Consider the following 22,057-nt stretch of genomic DNA (forward strand, 5'->3'; position numbering starts at 1 on the left):
CCGTTAGTCAAAGAACCGGCGCCCGCGGGCGCCGGTTTTCGCATATCCTGTCGAACTGTTCTGTCCACCCGCGTCGTCCATGTCCACATCTTCCTCGCCGTCCAGCACCACCTCCGCTACCACCCCGGCCGTCCCGGGTGCGGTCATGCAAATCCTTCTCTCGGTTGCCTTTGTCCACCTGCTCAATGATTGCGTGCAGGCTGTGCTGCCGTCGATCTACCCGCTCCTGAAGCACGAATTCAACCTGACCTTCACCCAGGTCGGCCTGATCACGCTGACGTTCCAGTGCACTGCCTCGCTGCTGCAGCCATGGATCGGCCTGTACACCGACAAGCGGCCGATCCCGTTCCTGCTGCCGGCCGGGATGTGCGTGACGCTGTTTGGGGTGGGCCTGCTCGCGTGGGCGAACAGCTATCCGATGCTGCTGGTTGCTGCCGGCATGATCGGCGTGGGCTCGTCGACCTTCCACCCGGAAGCCTCGCGCGTGGCGCGCCTGGCGTCGGGCGGGCGCTTCGGGTTTGCACAGTCGGTGTTCCAGGTTGGCGGCAATGCCGGCTCGGCCCTGGGGCCGTTGCTGGCGGCGGCGATCGTCGTCGGCCGCGGGCAAGCCGAGATCGCCTGGTTCATGCTGCTGGTGCTCGTTGCGGTGGCGGTGCTGGTGGGCGTGAGCCGCTGGTACAGCAACCACCTGATGAACATGGTCAAGAAGGCCGCGCTGCATGCCGGTCCGGCGCTGCCGCGCAAGAAGGTGATCCAGGCGCTGGTGGTGCTGGCGCTGCTGGTGTTCTCCAAGTACATCTATATGGCGAGCCTGCAGACCTATTACACCTTCTTCCTGATCGAGAAGTTCAAGCTACCGGTCGGCACCGCGCAAATGTACCTGTTCCTGTTCCTGGCATCGGTGGCGCTCGGCACGTTCGCGGGCGGGCCGATCGGCGACAAGATCGGGCGCAAGCGCGTGATCTGGTTCTCGATCCTGGGCGCGGCGCCGTTCACCATCGCGCTGCCGTACGCCGACCTGTTCTGGACCGGCGTGCTGTCGGTGATCATCGGCCTGGTGATGTCGTCGGCATTCTCGGCCATTGTCGTGTTCGCACAGGAACTGGTGCCGGGCAAGGTCGGCCTGATCTCGGGCATCTTCTTCGGCCTGATGTTCGGCATCAGCGGCGTGGGCGCGGCTGCAATGGGCAGCATCGCCGACGTGCACGGCATCGCGCAGGTGTACCAGATTGCCTCGTTCCTGCCACTGCTGGGCATCCTGGCCGTGCTGCTGCCGCGCATCGATACCCGGCGCTAGCGGCCCGGCGCTATGATGGGTGTTTCCAATCACTGAGGAAGCATCCATGCGTCAGGACATTGAACTTCTCGCCGCCTTCGACGACCACGGTGAGGGCGGGAATCCGGCCGGCGTCTGGATCGGCGCGGCCTTGCCGCCGGCTGCCGAGATGGCCGCGATGGCGCGCGACGTCGGTTTTTCTGAAACCGCGTTTGCCGCGCCCGAAGGCGAGGGGTGGCGCGTGCGCTATTTTTCGCCGGCTTCCGAAGTGCCGTTCTGTGGCCATGCGACGATCGCCCTGGGCGCTGCGCTGGCACGCCGACATGGCGCTGGCCGCTTTGCGCTGACGCTGAACGCCGCCGCCATCACCGTCGAGGGCCGGCAGGATGGTGCCCGGCTGCAGGCGGCCCTGCAGTCGCCGCCCACCCGCAGCCGGCCCGCGCCGGCCGCTCTTGTCGACGCTGCGCTCGCGCTGTTCGGCTACGGGCACGCCGACCTCGATCCGCGCCTGCCGCCCGCGTGCATCCACGCCGGCGCTGACCACCTGTTCCTGGCGCTGTCCAGCCGCGCTGCGCTGGCGGCGATGGCGTACGCGCTCGACGCAGGTCAGGCATTGATGGCTGGCCACGGCCTGGTGACGATCGTGCTGGCCTGGGCCGAACACGATAACCTGTTTCATACGCGCAACGCTTTTGCCTCCGGTGGCGTGCTGGAGGATCCGGCCACGGGCGCCGCGGCGGCAGCGCTGGCCGGGTATCTGCGCGATCTCGGCTGGCCGCATGGCGGCCGGATCGAGATCGTGCAGGGCGAGGACATGGGCATGCGTTCGCTCATTACTGCCGAATTTACCAATGAAATTGGCAGCCCGATCCGTGTGGCGGGCAGCGCGCGGATGTTGTGATTGCGGCAGTCATTATGCAACGCACATGGTGTGCGTGACGCAGCCATTTTTCCCGGTTTCCCGCTCATTCAAACTGAAGGTGAAAAGTACGCCTGCTCCGCAAATCGATTTTCCGTAAGCGGATTGATAATTGAATCCAGTTAATTTCTGTTTCACTCAATCAACCCAGGAGTCCCGCCATGGAGCAGTTCACCGCCGCCGTCATCAACCCAGCCACGCTGTCGCGACCACGTTCCGTGCGTCCCCCGGCCGCCGGCAGCGTGACCGAACGATTGCCGTTCACGATCCGCCGGGTACAGACCCAGGCCGACCTGCAGAAGGCCGTGCGGATTCGGCACGCCGCCTATGCGCGCCACGTGCCGGATTTCGCACGCACGCTCGCGCAGCCTGAAGCGGCTGACTTCGATGCCGACACGATCGTGCTGCTGGCCGAGTCCAAGCTCGATGGCACGGCGATCGGCAGTACCCGCATCCGTACCAATCTGCACCGGCCGCTGGGTGTCGAAGAATCGGTGGTGCTGCCTGACTGGCTGCAGGGCAAGCGGCTGGTCGAGGCAACCCGGCTGGCCGTCGACGAAGGGCGGGTGGGGCGCATGGTAAAAATTGCATTGGTCAAGGCGTGTTTCATGTATTGCGAAGACAACGCTATCGACTTCTCGGTGGCGACGGGCCGCCCGCCGGTCGACCGGCAGTACGAGCAGATGCTGTTCGTCGACGTGTTCCCGGAAGATGGCCTGGTGCCGCTGCGCCATGTCGGCAATATCCCGCACCGCGTGATGGCCTTCGAGATCGCCACCTTCCAGCAGCGCTGGACCGAGGCGCGGCATCCGATGCTCGACTTCTTCTTCAACACGCTGCACCCGGATATCGACATCGGTCCGGTCGTCGTCCCATCGGTGCAGGAATGGCCGGCGCGGAAAGAACTGGCCGTCGCCTGAGACCCTGTTACACGGCGCGCGATCGACGTTTGTTCAACTACGAAGGGCATGACGGCACTACGCTAAAGCTGTATCCTTGCGCTTTAGTGGCCGTCGCTGTCTGCACGGTGGTCACGCGTATTACCAAGGCCGCTCATGCCCAAGCTTTCCCATCAGTTTCGTGCTTCGCTGCCATCCGCGTTGCAAGCGGCGGTCGAACTGATTCTCAAGATATTTTCTTACTACCTCATCCCGATCGGGATCGCGGTGGTGTCGCTGATCGCGCTCGTTTTCTGGCACGACGAATACCGCACCAGCGGCGACGTGCCGTTGACGATGCATGTGCTGGCCGATCCGGCCGGCACACTCGATCCTGCCAGCGCACTCGGGCAGGCGCGCGCGCGCCCGCTGACCAACACCCATGACACCCATCTGTCCGAAGCACCGGTCTGGTTCGTCGTCGAACCGATGCCGCGCCCGGGCGCACAGGTGCTCGAATTCCCGTCGCGCCATGCACTCGATATCGCCTGCTGGAATGCCGCCTCGCTGGCCCCGCTGGGCACTGCCAGCCGCAGCGACAGCACCGGTCTGCTGAGCGCCGACAAGGCCGGCTTCGCGCTGAGCGTCGCGCCGTTGCCGCGCCAGTTGCTGTGCCGCGGCACGTTTGCGGGCCCGGCCCGCCTGACGGTCGTGCAGTGGCCCATCGAGCAGTATGTGCTGTCGGTCAAGCAGTACCACCGCAAGTCGGGGCTGCTCGATGGCGGCATGATCGTGCTGGCGCTGTTCATCCTGATCACGGCACTGATCAACCGGCAACCGGTATACGTCATGTTCGCCGGCTGGCTGATCCTGAACCTGCGCGTGGGGGCGCTGTCGGCCGGCTGGGACATCCAGTGGCTCGGCCAGGCGGTACCGTCCGAATGGCTGCTGCGCAGCCGCGCCGTCACGTTCACGATGTACGGCATCGCGACGCTGACGCTGTACCAGGCGCTGCTGAAGGATCACCTGGCCGAGATGCGCTACGTGGTGCCGATGCGCGTCATGCAGTGGCTGTGCATGCCGATGCTGGCCGCCGCCATCCTGGTCCCGTATGGCATGTACCTGCCGCTGATGTGGGGCATCCTGGCGTGCTGCTTCTCGTTGATGACGATCGGCCTGTTCAAGATCATCGTCGAATCGCGCACGCGGGTCGCGGCCTGGTTCGCGGCGTCGTTCGCCGTCACCTTCATGGCGTCGCTGGCCGAGGTCGCGTCGGCCGCGTTCGGCATGCGCGAACTGCTGGGCGTGATCAACAGCGTCACCGCCGCGCTCGCGTCGAGCCTGCTGGCGGCGCTGGCCGTGGCCGAACAGATGCGCATGGAAACCGAGAAGCGCCAGGAAGCACAGGAAGAACTCGAGCATGCGTACAAGGCGATGCCGGTGGGCCTGTTCACGCTCGATATCTACGGCCACTTCCTGAGCGTGAATCCGGCGCTGCAGAAGATGCTCGGCATGACCGACTTCACGGCGGGCCGTACGGCGTGGCGCCAGTACTTCACTGAAGCGAGCTGGGCCGCCCTGCACGAGCAGGTCCATGCGAAAGTCGAAGCCGAGATGGAGCTGACGAGCCGCGACGGCGGCCAGCGCTTCCAGGTCAGCGCCACGCTGGCCAGGTCGCGCATCGAAGGCGTGCTGCAGGACACCACCGAAAAACACAAGGCCACCGAGCAGCTGCGCTTCATGGCCAACAACGATCCATTGACCAAGGTCTTCAACCGGCGCGGCATCGAGCGCGAGTTCAGCAATGCCAGCGCTAGCCTGGCCGCCGGTCGACCGATGGCGCTGGCATATGTCGACCTCGACCGCTTCAAGCTGATCAACGATCTGTTCGGGCACGGCGCCGGCGATGAAGTGCTCAAGCAGGTGTGCGAGCGCATGGGCGCGATGCTGGCCGGCGGCCAGCAACTGGGCCGCGTGGGCGGCGACGAATTCGTGATCGTGATGCCCGAGACAGCGATACCGCTGGCCTCGATCATCGTCCGCGGCATCGTCGACCGGCTCGGCAGCACGCCATACCGCGTCGGTGACAAGGCGTTCCACGTGCGGGCGTCGGTCGGCCTGATCGAAGTGGTGCCAGGCATGCCGATGAAGGATGCCGTCTCCACCGCCGACCGCGCCTGCCGCGAAGCCAAAACTGGCACGGGCGACGGCCTGGTTGTGTACGAGCGCGACGCCGATGCGTTCCGTCAGCGCGCCGCCGAACTCGACCTGGTCGAGCGCCTGTCGGGGCCGGCTGCCACCGATGGCCTGCTGCTTGAGATGCAGCCGATCATGTCGCTGCGTACGCCGTTCGAATCGCTCAATTTCGAGGTGCTGCTGCGCATGCGCGAGCCGGATGGCCGCATCGTGCCGGCCGGCGCCGTGATTGTCGCCGCCGAAAAGAGTGGGCGCGCGAGCGTGATCGACCGCTGGGTGCTCACGAGTACGCTGGCCTGGATCGCCGAGCACAACGACGAACTGGTCAATACCCGCTTCGTCTGCATGAACCTGTCGGGCGCATCCCTCAATGACGAGCGCTTTGTGCAGGACACGTTCGACATTCTCGGCCGCTATGTGCACGTTGCCAGCCGCCTGTGTCTCGAAATCACCGAAAGCGTTGCCTTGCACGATCTGGACAACACGCGCCGCTTCATCGACCAGGTACGTGGCTTCGGCGTGAAGGTGGCGCTGGACGACTTCGGCGCCGGCTACACCTCGTTCTCGTACCTGAAAGAGCTGCCGGCGGACGTGCTCAAGATCGACGGCAATTTCATCGTCAATATCAATGCGCATCCGGCCAATGTGGCGATCGTCGAGGCGATCGTTAGCCTTGCCGTGAATCTGGGCATGAAGACAATCGCGGAATGGGCCGAGGACGCGGCGACGGTCCAGACGCTGCAGGAAATCGGTGTCGATTACGTGCAGGGGTTCGTCGTGGCGCGCTCGATGCCGCCGGAGCGCATTCTGGAGGGCCGCTCCAGCGCCAGCTTCATCCAGGATGCCGCGTTGCTGGCATTGTTGAGCGAGTGGGACAAGCCGCCCACGTCACATCTGGCCAGCGTCACGCGCTTGCATTAACCGGTCACGCTCACGGCAGCTCGTTCAGCCAAGCAAAATGCCGTTCAGTTTGCACTGAACGGCATTTTTTGCATTGGGCGTCAGTCGAGGCCCGCCAATGCCGGGGTAGACCGCACGTCACTCAATACGAACTGGGCGCGCGCCGCCTTCAGCGTGGCAACGTCACTGGCCAGCGGTTTTTCTGCTGCACGCGGGGTCGGAACATGACTACGTTGCATCGCGCGCGGTGGCGGCAAGGTGCTGGCCTCGGCGACCAGAGGGTACGCGTGGACACGGGTCACACCTTCGTTGGCTGGTTCGCTCGCCATCTGCACGGTCGTTGCGCCGACTTCACAAGGCCGGTCGGTCAGCGTCACACGCCCTTCGTCATCGACGCACTTGACGATGCTGGTCTCGGAAAACGCGACCGGTGCAGCCATCATGGTGGCGGCCAGCAGGCACAGTTGGCAGAAATGACGCTTCATGATCGACTCCTCGGCTTTGTTTTAATTTCAACAATTTAATTGTCTTATTTGCATCATTTGGCTTCTGTGCGCCAATTCACACAGGCTTGTAGGCCTGCGCGCCGTCCGTTTGACAGCGTGGGACGGTAAGACTGTCCTTATCGCGTCCGAGGGCGTATAAGGGCTTGTTCATCATCCAGCAGGAGACTCGTGTGAAAACAGCCGTATTCAGTGCACGTCGCTATGACAAGACCATGCTGGCGCAGGCCAACGATGGCGTCGGCCATGCGTTGCTGTTCATCGAAGAGCGGCTCAGTGTCCAGACGGCGAGCCAGGCAGCCGGGTGCGTGGCGGTCTGCGTGTTCGTCAACGACACGGTCGATGCTGCCGTGCTGGAGATCCTGGCGCGGCAGGGCACGCGCCTCGTGGCCACGCGCTCGACCGGCTACAACCATATCGACGCCGCCGCCGCGCGCCGGCTCGGTATCGAGGTGGTACGCGTGACCGACTATTCACCGAATTCGGTCGCCGAATTCGCGGTCGGCCTGTTGCTGGCCGTGAACCGCAAGATCGCGCGTGCCAGCGTGCGCACGCGCGAAGGCAACTTCGACCTCGACGGTCTGATGGGCTTTGACTTGCACGGCAAGACGGTCGGCGTGATCGGCACCGGCAAGATCGGGCTGATCTTTGCCCGCATCATGGCCGGTTTCGGCTGTACGCTCGTGGGTCACGACCTGTATCCGACGCCGGCGTTCGAGGCGCTCGGTGGCCGCTACACGGGCGTGGACGAGCTGCTCGCCTGCAGCGACGTGGTCTCGCTCCATTGCCCGCTGCTGGACGCGACGCACCACATCGTCGATGCGGCCGCACTGGCGCGCGTCAAGCGCGGCTGCGTGCTGATCAACACCAGTCGTGGCGGGCTGGTCGATACCGATGCCGTGGTCCAGGCGCTCAAGACCGGCCAGCTGGGAGGATTGGCAATCGACGTCTACGAGCAGGAAGCGAGCCTGTTCTTCCAGGACCTGTCGTCGACGATCATCCTCGACGACGTGATCCAGCGCCTGGTGTCGTTCCCGAACGTGATCGTCACCGGCCATCAGGCGTTCTTCACGGTCGAAGCGATCGGCCAGATCATGCGCACCACTATTGACAGCATCAGCGCATTCGAGCGCGGCGAGGCGCTGGTCAACCGCATTCCCGGCTGATGCAGGGCGCATGAATCGCCCCGCTTGCTGGACAGCGCACCTGGCCTGCGTTACGGTGCAGGGAGCAAGCCAGCCACAAAGGAGCACACATGCACATCGAGACGATCCGCTTCGAGCGGGTATTCGACGTCCAGTCGGAGATGTTCAGTTTTGAGTCGGGCGGAAAACGCGAGTTTGCTGTGGCGTTCGATCGCAAGAGTGTGCCTGTCACAGGCTCGACGTTTGCCGTTGCATTCGAGGAGGCGGGCAACTGGCAGACGGTGAGCGGCTGGCGTGACCTGTCGACCACCAGGGTGAAGCTGCAACGCAGCGCCTGGGGCATCGCGATTGATCTGCTGCTCGATATGTACCTGTACGGGATTCCCATCCTTGTCATCGTGCTGGGTGGCGCGCTGCTGCTGGGTGGCCCGTGGGCGGCCTTGTTGGCCGTTGTCCTGATGGTGCTGGGAGCCTGTGCGATCGTCGTCGGCGGCGCCCTGCACAACCGCCAGATCGAGCAGGCGCTGCTTGCCGTCTCGCCGGATCAGGCGCGCACGGTCACAGCGCCTGACACGCAGGCGCGGCACCCGGATCCCATGGCCCCTGCGCGCTGAGCAGGGCGCCCTTCGATGCGCCGCCCGGTGGATCGAGCACGAAGCGCGGTATCCACAGCGTCAGGCCCGACTGCGGCAGCGGCACGCCGTACACGCCGCCTGACTGGCTGCGCCTGGCCGCGCCGCCCGTGCCGACCAGCGTGGCAAAGCCGAAGTCCTGCATCACGTTGGCAAACAGCACGCTCGACGAGTAGGTCAGCGGACCGATCGCCACCTGGACCTTGCCGTTGAACCGGGCGGGATGGTCAGGTTGCGGCTCGCGCCAGGTAGTGATCTGCGTGTGGACGATCTGGCCGACCTGTTCGCCGCGCTCGGGGTTGGCGCGCAACACGCGCTTGACGGCGCTCGAGCCGGTGCGGTAACGCGCCGTTGCCAGATACGGCATCAGGCCGTCGAGCCACATGCCGTCGTCGCCGCCGGCGTTGGCGCGGATGTCGATGACGAGGTGCCTGATGTGTTCCTGCCGCATGCGCGTGAACGCGGCCTGTGTGAAGGCGACGAAGTCTGCCAGGTGGGCACTATCAAACGCGTTGACGGTCAGGACCGCCGAACAGCCGGGCACGGTGTCGAGCCGGTACAGGCGCGCGATGTCCACCTCGTCCTGCAGCATGCGCGGCTGGTCCGTGCTGCCGGGGACAGCAACCTCGCTGCGCTGGCCATCGCGTTCGATCACGAGCCGGTAATGCTGCGCAGCGCCGAGCGTTTTCCAGTGATACAGCCACCAGCGCTGCGCGAGCAGGCCCATGCGCATCGCGGGCGTATCGCCGTGGACGCGGGCCGCCAGGCTGGCCACGAGCGTGTCGACCGGCACACCGTCGATGGCGACGATGCGCGCGCCGGCCAGGGGTGACGCTGCGCCTCCCAATGCAGCATCGATGACGAGCCGGCCCTGCGGATCGAACGCCACATCGAACGGGAACAGGACGCCGCCGGCAGCACGGTGCGCTGCGGTATCGCCGCGCCAGTCGGTCAGCGCGATCGCAAGATGTCCATCGGCCAGCAGCGGATTGATGCGTGCCAGCTGGCGCCACGCTTCATCGGGGGTCATCGTCGCCGGCAGGTCGCGCCCGATCGCTTCCAGTGCAGCAGTCACGGCCGCGTCGCTCGTCGAAAAACCCAGGTCCGGATGCTGCTCGCGCACGGTCCTGAGCACGAGATCGATATCCTGTTGCAGCGCTTGTTTCGTGATGACGGGGGCTGCGTGGGCAGCTTGCCCCAACAGCAGAAAAGCGAACCAACTGGTGACGGCAAAATGCAACGGATACATATGCTTCCTCGGTGTGTGCAACGTGGCGTCTCCTGCGACGATCGGTTACTGTACCAACAATTACATCGCAAAACGATCTAATTGGCAACGTCTGTATACGATTGTTCAGCCACCTTGCCGTCGGGTTTGACGTTCGTCCGGGTGGCCGATAGACTGCGCCATCGTCTTCCTTACCCATGCCCCTGAAAGGACCACCCGCATGACCATGCTCCAGCTTCCCACGTATGACGACGTCGTCCAGGCCGCCGAACGCATTGCCGGCGCCGCGCACCGCACGCCGGTGCTGACTTCGCGCACTGTCAACGAGGAGTTCGGCGCCGAGGTGTTCTTCAAGTGCGAAAACATGCAGCGCATGGGCGCCTTCAAGTTCCGGGGCGGCTATAACGCCCTGGCCAAATTCAGCCCTGAGCAGCGGCGCGCCGGCGTCGTGGCGTTCTCGTCGGGCAATCACGCACAGGCGATCGCGCTGTCGGCGCGGCTTCTGGACATCCCGGCCACGATCATCATGCCCGAGGACGCGCCAGCCGCGAAGGTCGCCGCCACGCGCGGCTATGGCGCCACCGTCGTGACCTACGACCGGTATACTGAGGACCGCGAGCAGATCGGCCGCGCACTGGCCGAGCGTGATGGCCTGACGCTGATCCCGCCCTACGACCATGCGGACGTGATTGCAGGGCAGGGCACCGCGGCCAAGGAACTGTTCGACGAGGTCGGCCCGCTCGACGCGTTCTTCGTGTGCCTGGGCGGCGGCGGGCTGCTGTCGGGCTCGGCACTGGCCACGCGCGCCTTGTCGCCTGGGTGCCTGCTGTATGGCGTCGAGCCCGAAGCGGGCAACGATGGCCAGCAGTCGTTCCGTACCGGGCAGATCGTGCACATCGACACGCCGCGCACGATCGCCGATGGTGCGCAGACGCAGCACCTGGGACAGCTGACGTTCCCGATCATCCAGCGCGACGTCGACGACATCCTGACCGTCAGCGACGACGAACTGGTGGCGTGCATGCGGTTCTTTGCCGAGCGCATGAAGATCGTCGTGGAGCCGACGGGGTGCCTGGGCTTTGCGGCGGCGCGCAAGATGAAGGACAGCTTGCGTGGCAAGCGGATCGGCGTGCTGGTCAGTGGCGGGAATATCGATCTGGCCCGCTTCGCGAGCCTGATCGGGGCTTGACCCCGCTAAGCGCTCAGGCCGCCAGCGGCAACGCCACCTGCAGCAGGAAACCGCCACCGTCGCGGTTGCTCACTTCGAGCCCTGCATTGTGGCGCGTGAGCACCCGCTCGACGATGGCCAGGCCCAGCCCGGCCCCATTGGCCTGGCCCCGCGCGCTGTCCAGCCGCGTGAAAGGCTTCATCAGTTGCGCGATCTGGTCCGGCGGCACGCCGACGCCATGGTCGCCGATCTCGATCACGGCGCGTCGGCCGTGGCCCGTTGCTTTCACGCGCAGCACGATGTCGATCTCGGTGTAGTCTTGCCCCGGCGTGACGCCGTAACGGCGGGCGTTCTCGATGATGTTGTTGATCACGCGCCGCAGGTCGGTGGCGTTGCCCTGCACGTGCACGTCCGGCACCAGGTCGGTCCTGATCCGCAGGCTCGGGATGCGGCCCGCGTGGTGGCCGATGTCCGCCAGTAGCTCGGACAGATCCACCGGCACGAACGTGGCCGCTTCGGTCGGCTTGGCGTAGTCGAGGAACTGGCCGATGATCGCGTCCATTTGCGCGATGTCCGACTGCATGCCGTCGCGCGCTTCCTGCGACAGGTTGGCCATCTCGACCTCGAGGCCCATGCGCGCCAGCGGCGTGCGCAAATCGTGCGAGATACCGGCCAGGATCACGGCGCGGTCCTTCTCGACCTGGGCCAGGTCTTCGACCATCTGGTTGAAGCTGCGATTGGCCTCGATGATTTCTTGCGAGCCTTTTTCGGGCAGCCGCGCAGGGCGCTCGCCCTTGGCGATCGCGCGCGCAGCCGACGTCAGGCGCGCTAGCGGCCGGTTGACAAGGCTCGAGATCAGCGCTGCGCCCAGGACCGACAGCAGGCCGACCACCACCGCCCAGCCGAGCCACTGCACGCGCGTCAGACCCGCCAGACGCTCGCGCTCGAGCATCAGCCAGTATTTGTCATCCTCGATATTGAAGCTGATGTAAAAGCCGGGCACGCCGTTTACGCCACTGGAAAAGCGGGTGTCGGCGCCGAGTCGTTCGCGCACGATGGCGGCAATCTCGGGCATCAGGGGATTGTGCGGTGGCGGATCGATGATGTCCGTGTCTTCGAGCGTGAAGATGCGGATGCCTTCGTTCGACGCCAGTTCGAGCAGCAGTTCGAGCCGCAGGTCGGGCGCCGAGTGCGTCAGCGCGGCCTTGGTGATGGTGACGACGGACACGACCGTTTCGGCCGTCTGCTGCACTTGCGGGCCGCGCTGGTAGACGTTGATCATGCCGATCCAGGCGCCCATCGAGACGGCAGTGAGCACCGACATCAGGAAGAACGTGCGCCAGAACAGGCCGCTCTTGAACCAGGCAAAGCGCACGGCGCGATGCGCCGCCGCGAGCGACGTAAATGCAGGAGGCTTCACTAGCGCGGCTGACCCTCAGGGATGAATACATAGCCCAGGCCCCAGACGGTCTGGATGTACAGCGGGCTCGAAGGATCGGGTTCGATCAGCTTGCGCAGGCGCGAGATCTGGACGTCGAGCGAGCGGTCGAACACTTCGTATTCGCGGCCACGGGCCAGTTCCATCAGCTTTTCGCGCGAGAGCGGCTGGCGTGCATGGCGCGCAAACACCTTGAGCACCGAGAATTCGCCGGTGGTCAACGGCACGGTCTCGCCGTTTTTCTTCAGCGTGCGCGTGCCGAGATCAAGGATGAAGTCGCCGAACTCGAAGGTTTGCGGGGTTTCCGATGGCGCACCCGGGATTTCGTCGGGGCCTTTGCGGCGCAGCACCGCGCCGATGCGGGCCACCAGTTCGCGCGGGTTGAACGGCTTGGGCAGGTAGTCGTCGGCGCCCATCTCGAGGCCAACGATGCGGTCGACGTCTTCGCCCTTGGCGGTCAACATGATGATCGGGGTCTGGTCACCGGCGCCGCGCAGGCGGCGGCAGATCGACAGGCCGTCTTCGCCGGGCAGCATCAGGTCGAGCACGAGCAGGTCGTAGCGTTCGCGCAGCCACAGCTTGTTCATGGCGGGTGCACTTTCGGCAGTCACGACCTGGAAACCCTGTTCGGTCAGATAACGGCGCAGAAGATCGCGCAGGCGCACGTCGTCATCCACGACCATGATCTTGGCGGAGTGGCCGCCCTGCGTGCCCGTACCCACGTTAATGTTCGAAGTCGATGAAGTCATGGAACTGTCCAGAATTGTCAGATGAATGTCGCTATGGTAACTTCTTATGGCGGCGCCGCAGGCACGACTCAGCTCAGCCATTACAATGTGTTACAAACTTTACCCAATTAGTCTTACCCCGCCTGCGCGATCAACCTACACTGGCGTCAAGTGATCAACACAGCTTATCCGTTTATCAGGCATCACGGAAGAGGAACACCATGAACCACGCGCTCAACGACAATCCAGCAGCACCCGGTACCGCTCGCGGCCGGCTCGCCCGGCTTGTGCGCCTTGGTGTTTTCGCCTGCGCGTTTGCAGCAACCGGTGCCGGCGCTTTGGCCCAGGACCAGGACCGCAACCGCCGCAGCGACGACGTCCAGGCGCGCGAGCGTTACGACATGCAGGCCCTGCGCGACGCGCGCGCATTCGAAGTGCGCGAGCAGGGCCGCCGCAATGCCGAGGTCCAGCAGGACACGGTGCGTGAAGAGCGGCCTCGCGGGCGCCTGTCGCCGGACGAGCGGCGCGACCTGCGCCGCCAGATCAAGGAAGGTGCGGATCTGTATCCCAATTCGCGCCGCCGCTGACACGCGGCTGCTTCAGCAAAACGACGGCGCCTCTGGCGCCGTTGTCGTATCTGGCGTTTGACCGGTATCAATCGCACGGGGCCGGCCCGCCCTGCTAGTCTAGTGCTCACCCTGTGCATTTTCTTTTTCGCAAAATTTATTGCTATATGTTTATTTAGTTAGCGCAACATGCTATGTTGGCGAGCGCCTTACTGTTGGTAAGGTCAGCCACCAACAACATCCGCAACCTGGAGCGCAAACGTGTCCGATGTCGCCTTATCTTCTGTAGCACGCTTTGTCTCTGACGGACCAGAGCACTGCATCGTTCGGCGCGAGGACGGCGTGTACGCCGACCCGGAAGCGCTCGGCACGACTCTCGTGGCGGCGCTCGACAGCTTGCTGCGCGCCGGCCACTACCTGGCGGGACTCGATTACCCGATACTCATCAAGGCGCTGTATGGCCATGGCCCGGCATTGCCGCGCGATGCCGCGGGCCGGGTGCAGGTGCGCATCGCCGCTGACATTCGCCCGTTCACCCCGGCCCGCCAGGCGCTGTACCGTTCAGTGAAAATCACGGACGGCCAGGCCGAATACTATTTCGAGCCGGTGGTCGAACCCGATCCCGACGGCGGCGAGCGGCCAACCGCGCTCGATGCCGACGAATTTGTCGCCGACATGTGGGTCAAGGGGATCCGCTTCGGCGCCGATGTCGCCGCCATCGCGGAGGCCATCGGCAAGGGTGTGGCCGGGCGCTACGTGGTGGCGCGCCGTTTGCCGCCCGTCGACGGCGACGCCGCGCGCGTCGAAGAAGTCACGAACGAACTGCACCGCAGCGATGCGCCGCTCGAACTGGCCAATGGCAGGCTCGACCTCATGAGCTTCCAGAATCGCTTTCCGCAAGTGCGCATGGGTACGCGCCTGCTGCGCAAGGTGCCCCGCACGGCGGGCAGTCCCGGTTTCGAGCTGACCGGCATTCCGCTCCTGGCCGAGATCGGCAAGGACCTCGACCTGGCCGCCTATGCCGCCGAAGGCACCGGTATCGACGTCGTTCCTGCGGGCGAATTCCTGATCGCGCGCCGCGACGGATTTCTGAATGTCGACCCGAAAAGCAGCCGCATCGCGATCTCCGACAAGATCGTCAGCCGCGATGGCGTCAGCGCCAGGACCACGGGCAACCTGAACCTGAGCGGCGACTACGAAGAATTCGGCGAGGTGCAGGAACAGCGCACCATCGAAGGCGACAGCATCACCGTGCATGCAGACGTGTATGGCCACGTGCTCTCGCGTGGCGGGGCCGTCCGCCTGGAGCGCAACCTGGTCGGCGGCAGCGCGCGCAACATGAATGGCGGCGTGCGTGTGCTGGGCGTGGCCTCCAGCGCCACGATCCAGGCGGCCAAGGGGGACGTGGTGCTCGGGCGGGCCGAGAACTGCGTGATTTCCGGTGCGCGCATCCGGGTCGAGACCGCGATTAACTGCGAGATCATGGGCGACGACGTCGAGGTCACGCACGCCGAAGGCAGCGCGATTGCCGGCCGGCGCGTCCGGATCGGCCGCGCCGCGCCCTGGAAGCAGGGCGAGATGCTGGTATATCTGCTGCGGCCCGATTGTGCGCGCATCGACGATGCGATGGCCCAGGTGCGCGAGCGCATCGGGCAGTTCGGCCAGCTCGCAGCGCGCCACCGCGCATCGATCGAGACGCTGACGGCCCAGCCGCACCTGAGCAAGTACCTGAAAATCGCGCCGCGCATCCGCAGCGGTGATCTGGTGCTCAAGCCCGAGCAGGTGCCGCAGTTCCAGCGCATGACCGATACCGCGGGGCCCGCGCTCAAGGAGCTTGGCCGCTTGTCGGACGAAGCGAAAAAGCTCGACGCCGAACGGAAGTCAGGGATGGCGGTGCTGGGCCGCCTGGAAGCGCAGCGTTACGACCGTGTCGGCGCGGCGCAGATTGCACTCGAGGCCATTGCCGGCGAGGTGCAGGTGCGCGCATTGCCGTACGAGCCGGATCTTGGCTGCATCTGGGACCAAGGGCCGCGCGACATCCGGCTGCGCCTGCGCGATGCCATCGGCACCGAATTGTTGCATGCAGGCCGCGACGGCGCCTGGGCCTGGGATTCCGCATCCGCCGTCTCGCCGGGATGAACCTTTCCGCCCACGGGGCGGCCAGTTCAAGTTGATGGTAGTCAACATCAGGCCGGGAGGCAGGCATACGATGGTGGTCGGACTGACGAAGGATCCACCATGCACACCACATCGCGCGCGCCACGGTCTGGCGCACCACGGGATTACCTCAGCTTCATGCTCGACGGGCAGGAGTACGGACTCGATTGCGCGCGCGTGCAAGAACTCAAATTGCTCAAGTCCCTCGAACGCTTCGCGGAAGATGGCGACATCATCGGCGGCGTGGCGCTGTCGCATGGCGTGATCCTGCCGGTGATCGACATGCGTACCACTGCCACGCAAGTGGTGAATGCGCACGGCGGCGTGGTGCATCCCGATACCGACGTGATCATCCTGCGCCTGTCGAGCGGTCTGGTGGGAATGGTTGTGGAAGGGGTGACGGGGATCGTGCACGTGCGCCCGGAAGCCGTGCAAACCGTCCCGGGCGAAGCGGGCGCCAGTTACCTGATCGGCATTGCCCGCATCGACGGCCGCTGCGTAATCCTGATCGACATCGATGGCCTGATGTCGTTGTCGCCGCGGCGGCCGCTCCGGGCCGCCTGACGGCGTCGTACTGCCAGCTTACGCCAGCGCTTCCAGCTGTTCCTGCAATTCCAGCCACTCCATTTCGAACGTTTCCAGATCGCGCGCCACGAATGCCTGGTCGGCCACCAGCGTCTTGAGGCGATCCTTGTTCTGCGCGTCGTAGATCGTCGGGTCGAGCAGGGCGGCATCGATCGTGGCCTTTTTTGCCTGCAGCTTGGCCATCTGCTCGTCCAGACGCTTGACCTTGTTCTCGATCGGCTTGCGCTGCGCGGCGTTGCGCTGGCGCTCTTCGGCGCCCAGGCGCTTCTGTTCCTTGCGCTCGGCCGGCGTGGCGCTTGGCACCGGCGCGACGGGCGCAGCGGCCTTGGCCAGCGGCAGGATGTCGGTGCCTTTGCCCAGCTTGGTCTTGAACAGCCAGTCCTTGTAGTCGTCCAGGTCGCCGTCAAATGGTTGCAGGCGGCCGTCGGCAACGATGATGAATTCATCGGTCGTCGCGCGCAGCAGGTGACGATCGTGGGACACGACGATCAGCGTGCCTTCGAACTGGGCCAGCGCCATCGTCAGCGCCTCGCGTGTTTCCAGGTCCAGGTGGTTGGTCGGTTCATCGAGCAGCAGCAGGTTCGGGCGCTGCCAGACGATCAGGGCCAGCGCCAGACGCGCCTTCTCGCCGCCCGAGAACGGCTTGATCGAGCTGGTCACCATATCGCCCGGGAAGTTGAAGCTGCCCAGGAAGTTGCGCAGTTCCTGCTCGCGCACCGTCGGCGCGATTTTGGCCAGGTGCCACAGGGGCGACTCGTCATGGCGCAGCATCTCGACCTGGTGCTGGGCGAAGTAGCCGATCGACAGGCCTTTGCCGATCGTCGCTTCGCCGGTCAGCGGCATCAGCTCGCCGGCGATGGTCTTGATCAGCGTCGACTTGCCGGCGCCGTTCACACCCAGCAGGCCAATGCGCTGGCCGATGGTCAGCGAAAAGTCGATATGGTTGACGATGGTCTTCTTGCCGACCTTGTCGCCATGTTCGTCGAGCAGGAAGTAGCCGGCATCGACCTTGTCGAGCACCAGCAGCGGATTCGGTGCCGACAGCGGCTCGCGGAAGTCGAACGAGAATTCGGCTGCGGCGCGCAGCGGTGCCAGCTCTTCCATCTTGGCCAGGGCCTTCATGCGGCTCTGGGCCTGGCGTGCCTTGGAGGCCTGCGCCTTGAAGCGGTTGACGAACGACTCGAGGTGCGCGCGCTGGCGCTGCTGCTTCTCGAGGGCGCCGGCGGCCAGGATCATCTGGGCGGCGCGCTGGCGCTCGAAGCCCGAGTAGTTGGCCGTGTAGCGCTTCAGCTTGCGCTCGTCGATGTGCACGATCACGTTGACCACTTCATCGAGGAAGTCGCGGTCGTGGGAAATGATGATCAGGGTGCCCGTGTAGCGCTTGAGCCAGTCTTCGAGCCAGATGATCGCATCCAGATCCAGGTGGTTGGTCGGTTCATCGAGCAGCAGCAGGTCGGACGGGCACATCAGCGCCTGCGCCAGGTTCAGGCGCATGCGCCAGCCACCCGAGAAGCTTGCCACCGGCTGGTTCATCTGTGCCAGCGAAAAGCCCAGACCCAGCAGCAGCTGTTCGCCGCGCGACTGCACCGTGTAGCCGTCAGCGTCGGCCAGCATGCCATGCAGCTCGCCCAGGCGCATGCCGTGAGCGTCGACGTCCGGGTGCGATTCCAGTTCTTCCAGCTCGGCCTGGAGCTTGCGCAGGCCGACGTCGCCGTCAATGGCGTAATCGAGCGCCGCGCGGTCCAGCGCTGGCGTCTCTTGCGCCACGTATGCCATGCGCCATTTGGCCGGGAAGTCGATCTGGCCCTGGTCCGGGTGCAGCTCGTTACGGAGCATGCCGAACAGGCTCGATTTGCCGGCGCCGTTGGCGCCGATCAGGCCGATCTTGTCGCCCGGGTTGAGGGTCAGGTCGGCATCGACGAGCAGCGGCTTGGTGCCGCGCATCAGGCTGACGTTCTGGATACGGATCATGGTGTGGGACGCTTGAAAGTTGACGTGCAGCGTGGGGTGGGCAACCGAGTCGCCAACCCCACGGATAAAAGAAGGATGCGGATGATTACGCGTTTTGCAGCTGTTCGGCCGTCAGCAGGAACACGGCATCGTCGCCGATGCTGGTGGTCAGCCAGGTCAGGCCCAGGTGGCCGAACGCGGCTTCGGCGTACTCGCGCTCGTTGCCGATTTCAACCACCAGGATGCCTTCCGGCGTCAGGCGCTCGGCGGCGCCGGCGATGATCTTGCGCACCAGGTCCATGCCGTCTTCGCCACCGGCCAGCGCGATCTGCGGCTCGACCATGTATTCCTGCGGCAGCGTGCGCATCGATTCGGCATTCACGTACGGCGGGTTGGTGATGATCAGGTCGTATTTCTTGAACGGCACGTTCTCGTACAGGTCGGACTCGATCGGGTTCACACGCCCTTCGAGTTTGTATTCGCGGATATTTGTCTCGGCAACGGCCAGCGCATCCTTCGAGATGTCGATCGCATCTACGACCGCGTTGGCAAACGTATCGGCCATCATGATCGCAAGGCAACCGCTGCCGGTGCACAGCTCAAGCACGTTTTCCACGCCATCCGGGTCCACCAGCCATGGGCTGAACTGCTGCGGAATCAGCTCGGCAATGAACGAGCGCGGCACCAGCACGCGTTCGTCGACATAGAAGCGGTACTCGCCCAGCCATGCCTCTTTGGTGATGTAGGCGGCCGGCACGCGCTCGGTCACGCGGCGCTCGATCACGGCCAGCACCTGCAGCACTTCGTCGTCCAGCAGCCTGGCGTCGAGGAACGGCTCCAGGCGGTCGAGCGGCAGCTTCAGGGTGTGCAGGATCAGGTAGGCGGCTTCGTCGAACGCTTCGACGCTGCCGTGGCCGAAGAACAGCTTGGCACCATTGAAACGGGTGATCGCATAGCGCAGCAGGTCGCGCGGCGTGGAGAATGAGGTGGTGGTCATGGCCTGGATGATGGGTTGTAGGGCTTCAAGCGGCCAGCAGGCGCTGGAGCGTACGGCGATAGATATTCTTCAGGGGATCGATGTAGCGCAGTTCGATGTGCTCGTCGATTTTGTGAATGCTGGCGTTCGGTGGGCCGAATTCTATCACCTGAGGGCAGATGCGGGCGATGAAGCGGCCATCCGAGGTCCCGCCCGAGGTCGATAATTCGGTATGCACGCCCAGTTCGTCTCTGATTGCGGTGCAGACGGCGTCCGACAGCGTGCCTTTTTCGGTCAGGAAGGGCAGGCCCGACAAGGTCCAGTCCAGATCGTAGTCCAGGCTATGGCGGTCCAGGATCGCATGCACGCGCGCCTGCAGGCCTTCGGCCGTGCTGGCGGTCGAGAAGCGGAAGTTGAAGTCCAGGCTCACGCTGCCGGGAATCACGTTGTTGGCGCCCGTACCGGCGGCGATGTTCGACACTTGCCAGCTGGTGGGCGCGTAGTACTCGTTGCCTTCGTCCCACACTTCGAGCGTCAGCTCGGCCAGTGCCGGCGCGGCCTGGTGGATCGGATTGCGCGCCAGTTGCGGATAGGCGATGTGGCCCTGAATGCCCTTGACCGTCAGGTGGCCCGACAGCGAACCGCGCCGGCCATTCTTGATCGTGTCGCCCAGCACGTGGTTCGAGGTCGGCTCGCCCACCAGGCAATAGTCGGGCGCGACGCCCCGTTCTTCAAGCAGGTCGCAGACGATGGCGGTGCCGTCGACCGCCGGGCCTTCTTCGTCGCTCGTGATCAACAACGCGATCGAGCCGCGGTGCTCCGGATAGGCAGCGATGAATTCTTCGCAGGCGACGACCATCGCCGCGATCGACGTCTTCATGTCGGACGCGCCGCGGCCGTACAGCTTGCCATCGCGTTGCGTCGGCATGAACGGCTCGGATGTCCACTGGTGCAGCGGACCGGCCGGCACCACATCGGTGTGGCCGGCAAACACGAACAGCGGCGCATTCTCGCCCTTGCGCGCCCACAGATTGGTCACGCCGTTCGAGACGATCGTCTCGCACACGAAGCCCAGCGGCGCCAGCAGTTCGATCAGGCGCTGCTGGCAGCCCTTGTCCTGGGGCGTGATCGAGTCGAGCGCGATCAGCTCTTCAGTGAGCAGCAGGGTGCGTGACGGTCTCATGGCGCCGTCCCGAATTTTTCTTCAAATGCAGCCGGCGAGAAACCGACCGTCACCGGGCCGGCGCCTTGCACGACCGGGCGCTTGATGACCGACGGGTTCTCGAGCATCAGCGCCATGGCGCTGTCGGCATCGACGATGGCCGCCTTGCGTTCGTCCGGCAAGTTGCGCCAGGTGGTGCCTTTGCGGTTGACCAGCGTGGTCCAGTCGAGGTCTTGCAGCCAGGCCTTCACCAGTTCAGGCGTGAGCCCCTGCTTCTTGAAGTCGTGGAACGTGAAGTCGATGCCGTGATCCTGCAGCCAGGTGCGGGCTTTTTTCACGGTGTCGCAATTGGGGATGCCGTAGAGGGTAGTCGTCATGGGGGGAAGTAAAAAAGCGGACGGCAGCGCCGCCCTGGAACATCAGGAGTTGAGCGTGAACTCGGTGAACGAGGCGCCGCCCTTGGGCTCGCTGGCCTTGTCGTCCATCTGCTGCTGGACTTGGCTATCGGGCCCGTTGTTGAGCAGCCAGAGCAGGTTGGTGGCCGAGTCGGCGTTGGCCAGGCCTTCGTCCTGCGTCACGTGGCCTTCCTTGATCAGGTGGAACAGGGCGCCTTCGAACGATTGCGAACCGGCCGACAGGCTCTTGTCCATCGCTTCCTTGATCTGGCTGATTTCGCCCTGTTCGATCAGGTCGGCAATGTAGCGGGTATTGAGCATGACTTCGACTGCCGCGCGGCGCGCGCCGCCGGCAGCGGCTTTCACGAGCCGCTGCGAGACGATGGCCTTGATGCTCGACGCCAGGTCTTGCAGCAGCGCGTTGCGGTTTTCCAGCGGGTAAAAGCTGATGATGCGGTTGAGCGCGTTATAGCTGTTGTTGGCGTGCAGCGTGGCCAGCACCAGGTGGCCGGATTGCGCATAGGCCAGCGCGGCCTGCATCGTTTCGCGGTCGCGGATTTCGCCGATCAGGATGCAGTCGGGCGCCTGGCGCATCGAGTTCTTCAGCGCGATGCCGAAATCATGCGTGTCGCTGCCGATCTCGCGCTGGTTGACGATCGATTTCTTGTTCTTGAACAGGTACTCGATCGGGTCTTCCAGCGTCAGGATATGCCCGGTGCGCAGGTCGTTGCGGTGGTCGAGCATCGACGCGATGGTGGTCGACTTGCCCGAGCCCGTGGCGCCCACGACCAGCATCAGGCCGCGTTTTTCCATGATCAGTTCGGCCAGCACCGGCGGCAGGCCCAGCTCGGCCAGCGGCGGGATGGTCGCCGGGATAAAGCGGAACACGGCCGAGATCGAGCCACGCTGGCGGAACGCCGACAGGCGAAACCGGCCCACGTTCGCGACCGACACGCCCATGTTCAATTCATTGTCGCGCTGGAGTTCGTCGATCTGTTCTGGCGTCGCGATCTCGGACAGCAGCGACAGGATGTTCTCGGGTTCGAGGCGATGCTGGTTGATGGGGATGAGCGCACCGTTGATCTTGATGTGCACCGGGGAGTTCACGGCGAAGAACATGTCGGACGCGTTCTTCTCTTTCATCAGCTGGAACAGGCGGTCCATGGCCATCGCATCGTCTCCGTCATTCGGGGGAGTTACAAAAGCCAGTTGAGCAGGGCGGGCACGCCGCCCCGTTCAACCAGCCGTACTGACT

20 protein-coding genes are annotated in these 22,057 nt (G+C 64.7%); 10 read left to right on the forward strand and 10 right to left on the reverse strand.

The window, feature by feature from the left end; translation table 11 throughout:
- Positions 1-3: 3 nt before the first annotated feature.
- The gene (locus IFU00_06740; protein ID MBD8541981.1) at positions 4-147 is read right to left on the reverse strand and encodes a hypothetical protein; all 144 of its coding nucleotides are present in this window, start codon (positions 145-147) and stop codon (positions 4-6) included.
- On the opposite strand from IFU00_06740, the gene IFU00_06745 reads away from it, so the two are divergent.
- The 4 genes from IFU00_06745 (at position 80) to IFU00_06760 (ending at position 6,190) form a co-directional block, all read left to right on the forward strand.
- Positions 80-1,297 carry an MFS transporter gene (locus IFU00_06745; protein MBD8541982.1) on the forward strand — a complete coding sequence of 406 codons (1,218 nt, stop codon included), beginning with the start codon at positions 80-82 and terminating at the stop codon, positions 1,295-1,297. The two genes, IFU00_06740 and IFU00_06745, sit on opposite strands and share 68 nt — an antisense overlap.
- A 46-nt stretch (positions 1,298-1,343) precedes the next feature.
- Entirely contained in the window at positions 1,344-2,177 is an 834-nt protein-coding gene (locus tag IFU00_06750; GenBank protein ID MBD8541983.1) for a PhzF family phenazine biosynthesis protein, read from the forward strand.
- A gap of 179 nt (positions 2,178-2,356) precedes the next feature.
- The gene (locus IFU00_06755) at positions 2,357-3,115 is read left to right on the forward strand and encodes a hypothetical protein (protein ID MBD8541984.1); all 759 of its coding nucleotides are present in this window, start codon (positions 2,357-2,359) and stop codon (positions 3,113-3,115) included.
- Positions 3,116-3,250: 135 nt separating this feature from the next.
- Entirely contained in the window at positions 3,251-6,190 is a 2,940-nt protein-coding gene (locus IFU00_06760; protein ID MBD8541985.1) for an EAL domain-containing protein, read from the forward strand.
- Between the two features lie 80 nt (positions 6,191-6,270).
- Here IFU00_06760 and IFU00_06765 read toward each other — a convergent pair whose 3' ends face one another.
- Positions 6,271-6,654 (reverse strand): DUF4124 domain-containing protein, encoded by a 384-nt coding sequence (locus IFU00_06765; GenBank protein ID MBD8541986.1) that lies wholly within the window; start codon positions 6,652-6,654, stop codon positions 6,271-6,273.
- 191 nt (positions 6,655-6,845) lie between these two features.
- Here IFU00_06765 and IFU00_06770 point away from each other — a divergent pair, with 191 nt between their 5' ends.
- Both IFU00_06770 and IFU00_06775 read left to right on the forward strand, forming a co-directional pair.
- A complete protein-coding gene (locus tag IFU00_06770) occupies positions 6,846-7,838 on the forward strand; it encodes a 2-hydroxyacid dehydrogenase (protein ID MBD8541987.1) in 993 nt (330 codons plus the stop codon).
- Positions 7,839-7,927: 89 nt separating this feature from the next.
- Positions 7,928-8,431: a hypothetical protein gene (locus IFU00_06775; protein ID MBD8541988.1), complete on the forward strand. Its 504-nt coding sequence runs from the start codon at positions 7,928-7,930 to the stop codon at positions 8,429-8,431.
- Here the strand turns inward: IFU00_06775 and IFU00_06780 are convergent.
- Complete coding sequence (locus tag IFU00_06780; protein ID MBD8541989.1) at positions 8,376-9,698, reverse strand: hypothetical protein; 1,323 nt, start codon at positions 9,696-9,698, stop codon at positions 8,376-8,378. The genes IFU00_06775 and IFU00_06780 overlap by 56 nt on opposite strands.
- Before the next feature lie 199 nt (positions 9,699-9,897).
- Here IFU00_06780 and IFU00_06785 point away from each other — a divergent pair, with 199 nt between their 5' ends.
- Positions 9,898-10,866, forward strand: coding sequence for a threo-3-hydroxy-L-aspartate ammonia-lyase (locus tag IFU00_06785; protein ID MBD8541990.1), 969 nt, complete (start codon positions 9,898-9,900; stop codon positions 10,864-10,866).
- 13 nt (positions 10,867-10,879) lie between these two features.
- On the opposite strand, the gene IFU00_06790 is transcribed toward IFU00_06785, so the two are convergent.
- On the reverse strand, positions 10,880-12,220 hold the full coding sequence (locus tag IFU00_06790) for a HAMP domain-containing protein (GenBank protein MBD8541991.1): 1,341 nt from the start codon (positions 12,218-12,220) through the stop codon (positions 10,880-10,882).
- A gap of 44 nt (positions 12,221-12,264) precedes the next feature.
- Positions 12,265-13,032 (reverse strand): two-component system response regulator OmpR, encoded by a 768-nt coding sequence (gene ompR, locus IFU00_06795; protein MBD8541992.1) that lies wholly within the window; start codon positions 13,030-13,032, stop codon positions 12,265-12,267.
- 200 nt (positions 13,033-13,232) lie between these two features.
- Here ompR and IFU00_06800 point away from each other — a divergent pair, with 200 nt between their 5' ends.
- The 3 genes from IFU00_06800 (at position 13,233) to IFU00_06810 (ending at position 16,298) form a co-directional block, all read left to right on the forward strand.
- On the forward strand, positions 13,233-13,598 hold the full coding sequence (locus IFU00_06800) for a hypothetical protein (GenBank protein MBD8541993.1): 366 nt from the start codon (positions 13,233-13,235) through the stop codon (positions 13,596-13,598).
- Between the two features lie 240 nt (positions 13,599-13,838).
- On the forward strand, positions 13,839-15,716 hold the full coding sequence (locus IFU00_06805; GenBank protein ID MBD8541994.1) for a DUF342 domain-containing protein: 1,878 nt from the start codon (positions 13,839-13,841) through the stop codon (positions 15,714-15,716).
- 99 nt (positions 15,717-15,815) lie between these two features.
- Positions 15,816-16,298, forward strand: a complete 483-nt coding sequence (locus IFU00_06810; GenBank protein ID MBD8541995.1) for a chemotaxis protein CheW — start codon at positions 15,816-15,818, stop codon at positions 16,296-16,298.
- An 18-nt stretch (positions 16,299-16,316) separates the two neighbouring features.
- On the opposite strand, the gene IFU00_06815 is transcribed toward IFU00_06810, so the two are convergent.
- The 5 genes from IFU00_06815 to IFU00_06835 all read right to left on the reverse strand — a co-directional run bounded on the left by IFU00_06815 (position 16,317) and on the right by IFU00_06835 (position 21,972).
- Entirely contained in the window at positions 16,317-18,290 is a 1,974-nt protein-coding gene (locus IFU00_06815) for an ATP-binding cassette domain-containing protein (GenBank protein ID MBD8541996.1), read from the reverse strand.
- An 85-nt stretch (positions 18,291-18,375) separates the two neighbouring features.
- Positions 18,376-19,266 carry a 50S ribosomal protein L3 N(5)-glutamine methyltransferase gene (prmB, locus tag IFU00_06820; protein ID MBD8541997.1) on the reverse strand — a complete coding sequence of 297 codons (891 nt, stop codon included), beginning with the start codon at positions 19,264-19,266 and terminating at the stop codon, positions 18,376-18,378.
- A 25-nt stretch (positions 19,267-19,291) separates the two neighbouring features.
- Positions 19,292-20,428 (reverse strand): succinyl-diaminopimelate desuccinylase, encoded by a 1,137-nt coding sequence (dapE, locus tag IFU00_06825; GenBank protein ID MBD8541998.1) that lies wholly within the window; start codon positions 20,426-20,428, stop codon positions 19,292-19,294.
- Entirely contained in the window at positions 20,425-20,784 is a 360-nt protein-coding gene (locus tag IFU00_06830) for an ArsC family reductase (GenBank protein MBD8541999.1), read from the reverse strand. Before IFU00_06830 ends, dapE begins: the two co-directional genes overlap by 4 nt.
- A 42-nt stretch (positions 20,785-20,826) precedes the next feature.
- Positions 20,827-21,972, reverse strand: coding sequence for a PilT/PilU family type 4a pilus ATPase (locus tag IFU00_06835; GenBank protein MBD8542000.1), 1,146 nt, complete (start codon positions 21,970-21,972; stop codon positions 20,827-20,829).
- Between the last annotated feature and the right edge of the window lie 85 nt (positions 21,973-22,057).

This window comes from Oxalobacteraceae sp. CFBP 8761, from assembly GCA_014841595.1.
GTDB lineage: Bacteria > Pseudomonadota > Gammaproteobacteria > Burkholderiales > Burkholderiaceae_D > Telluria.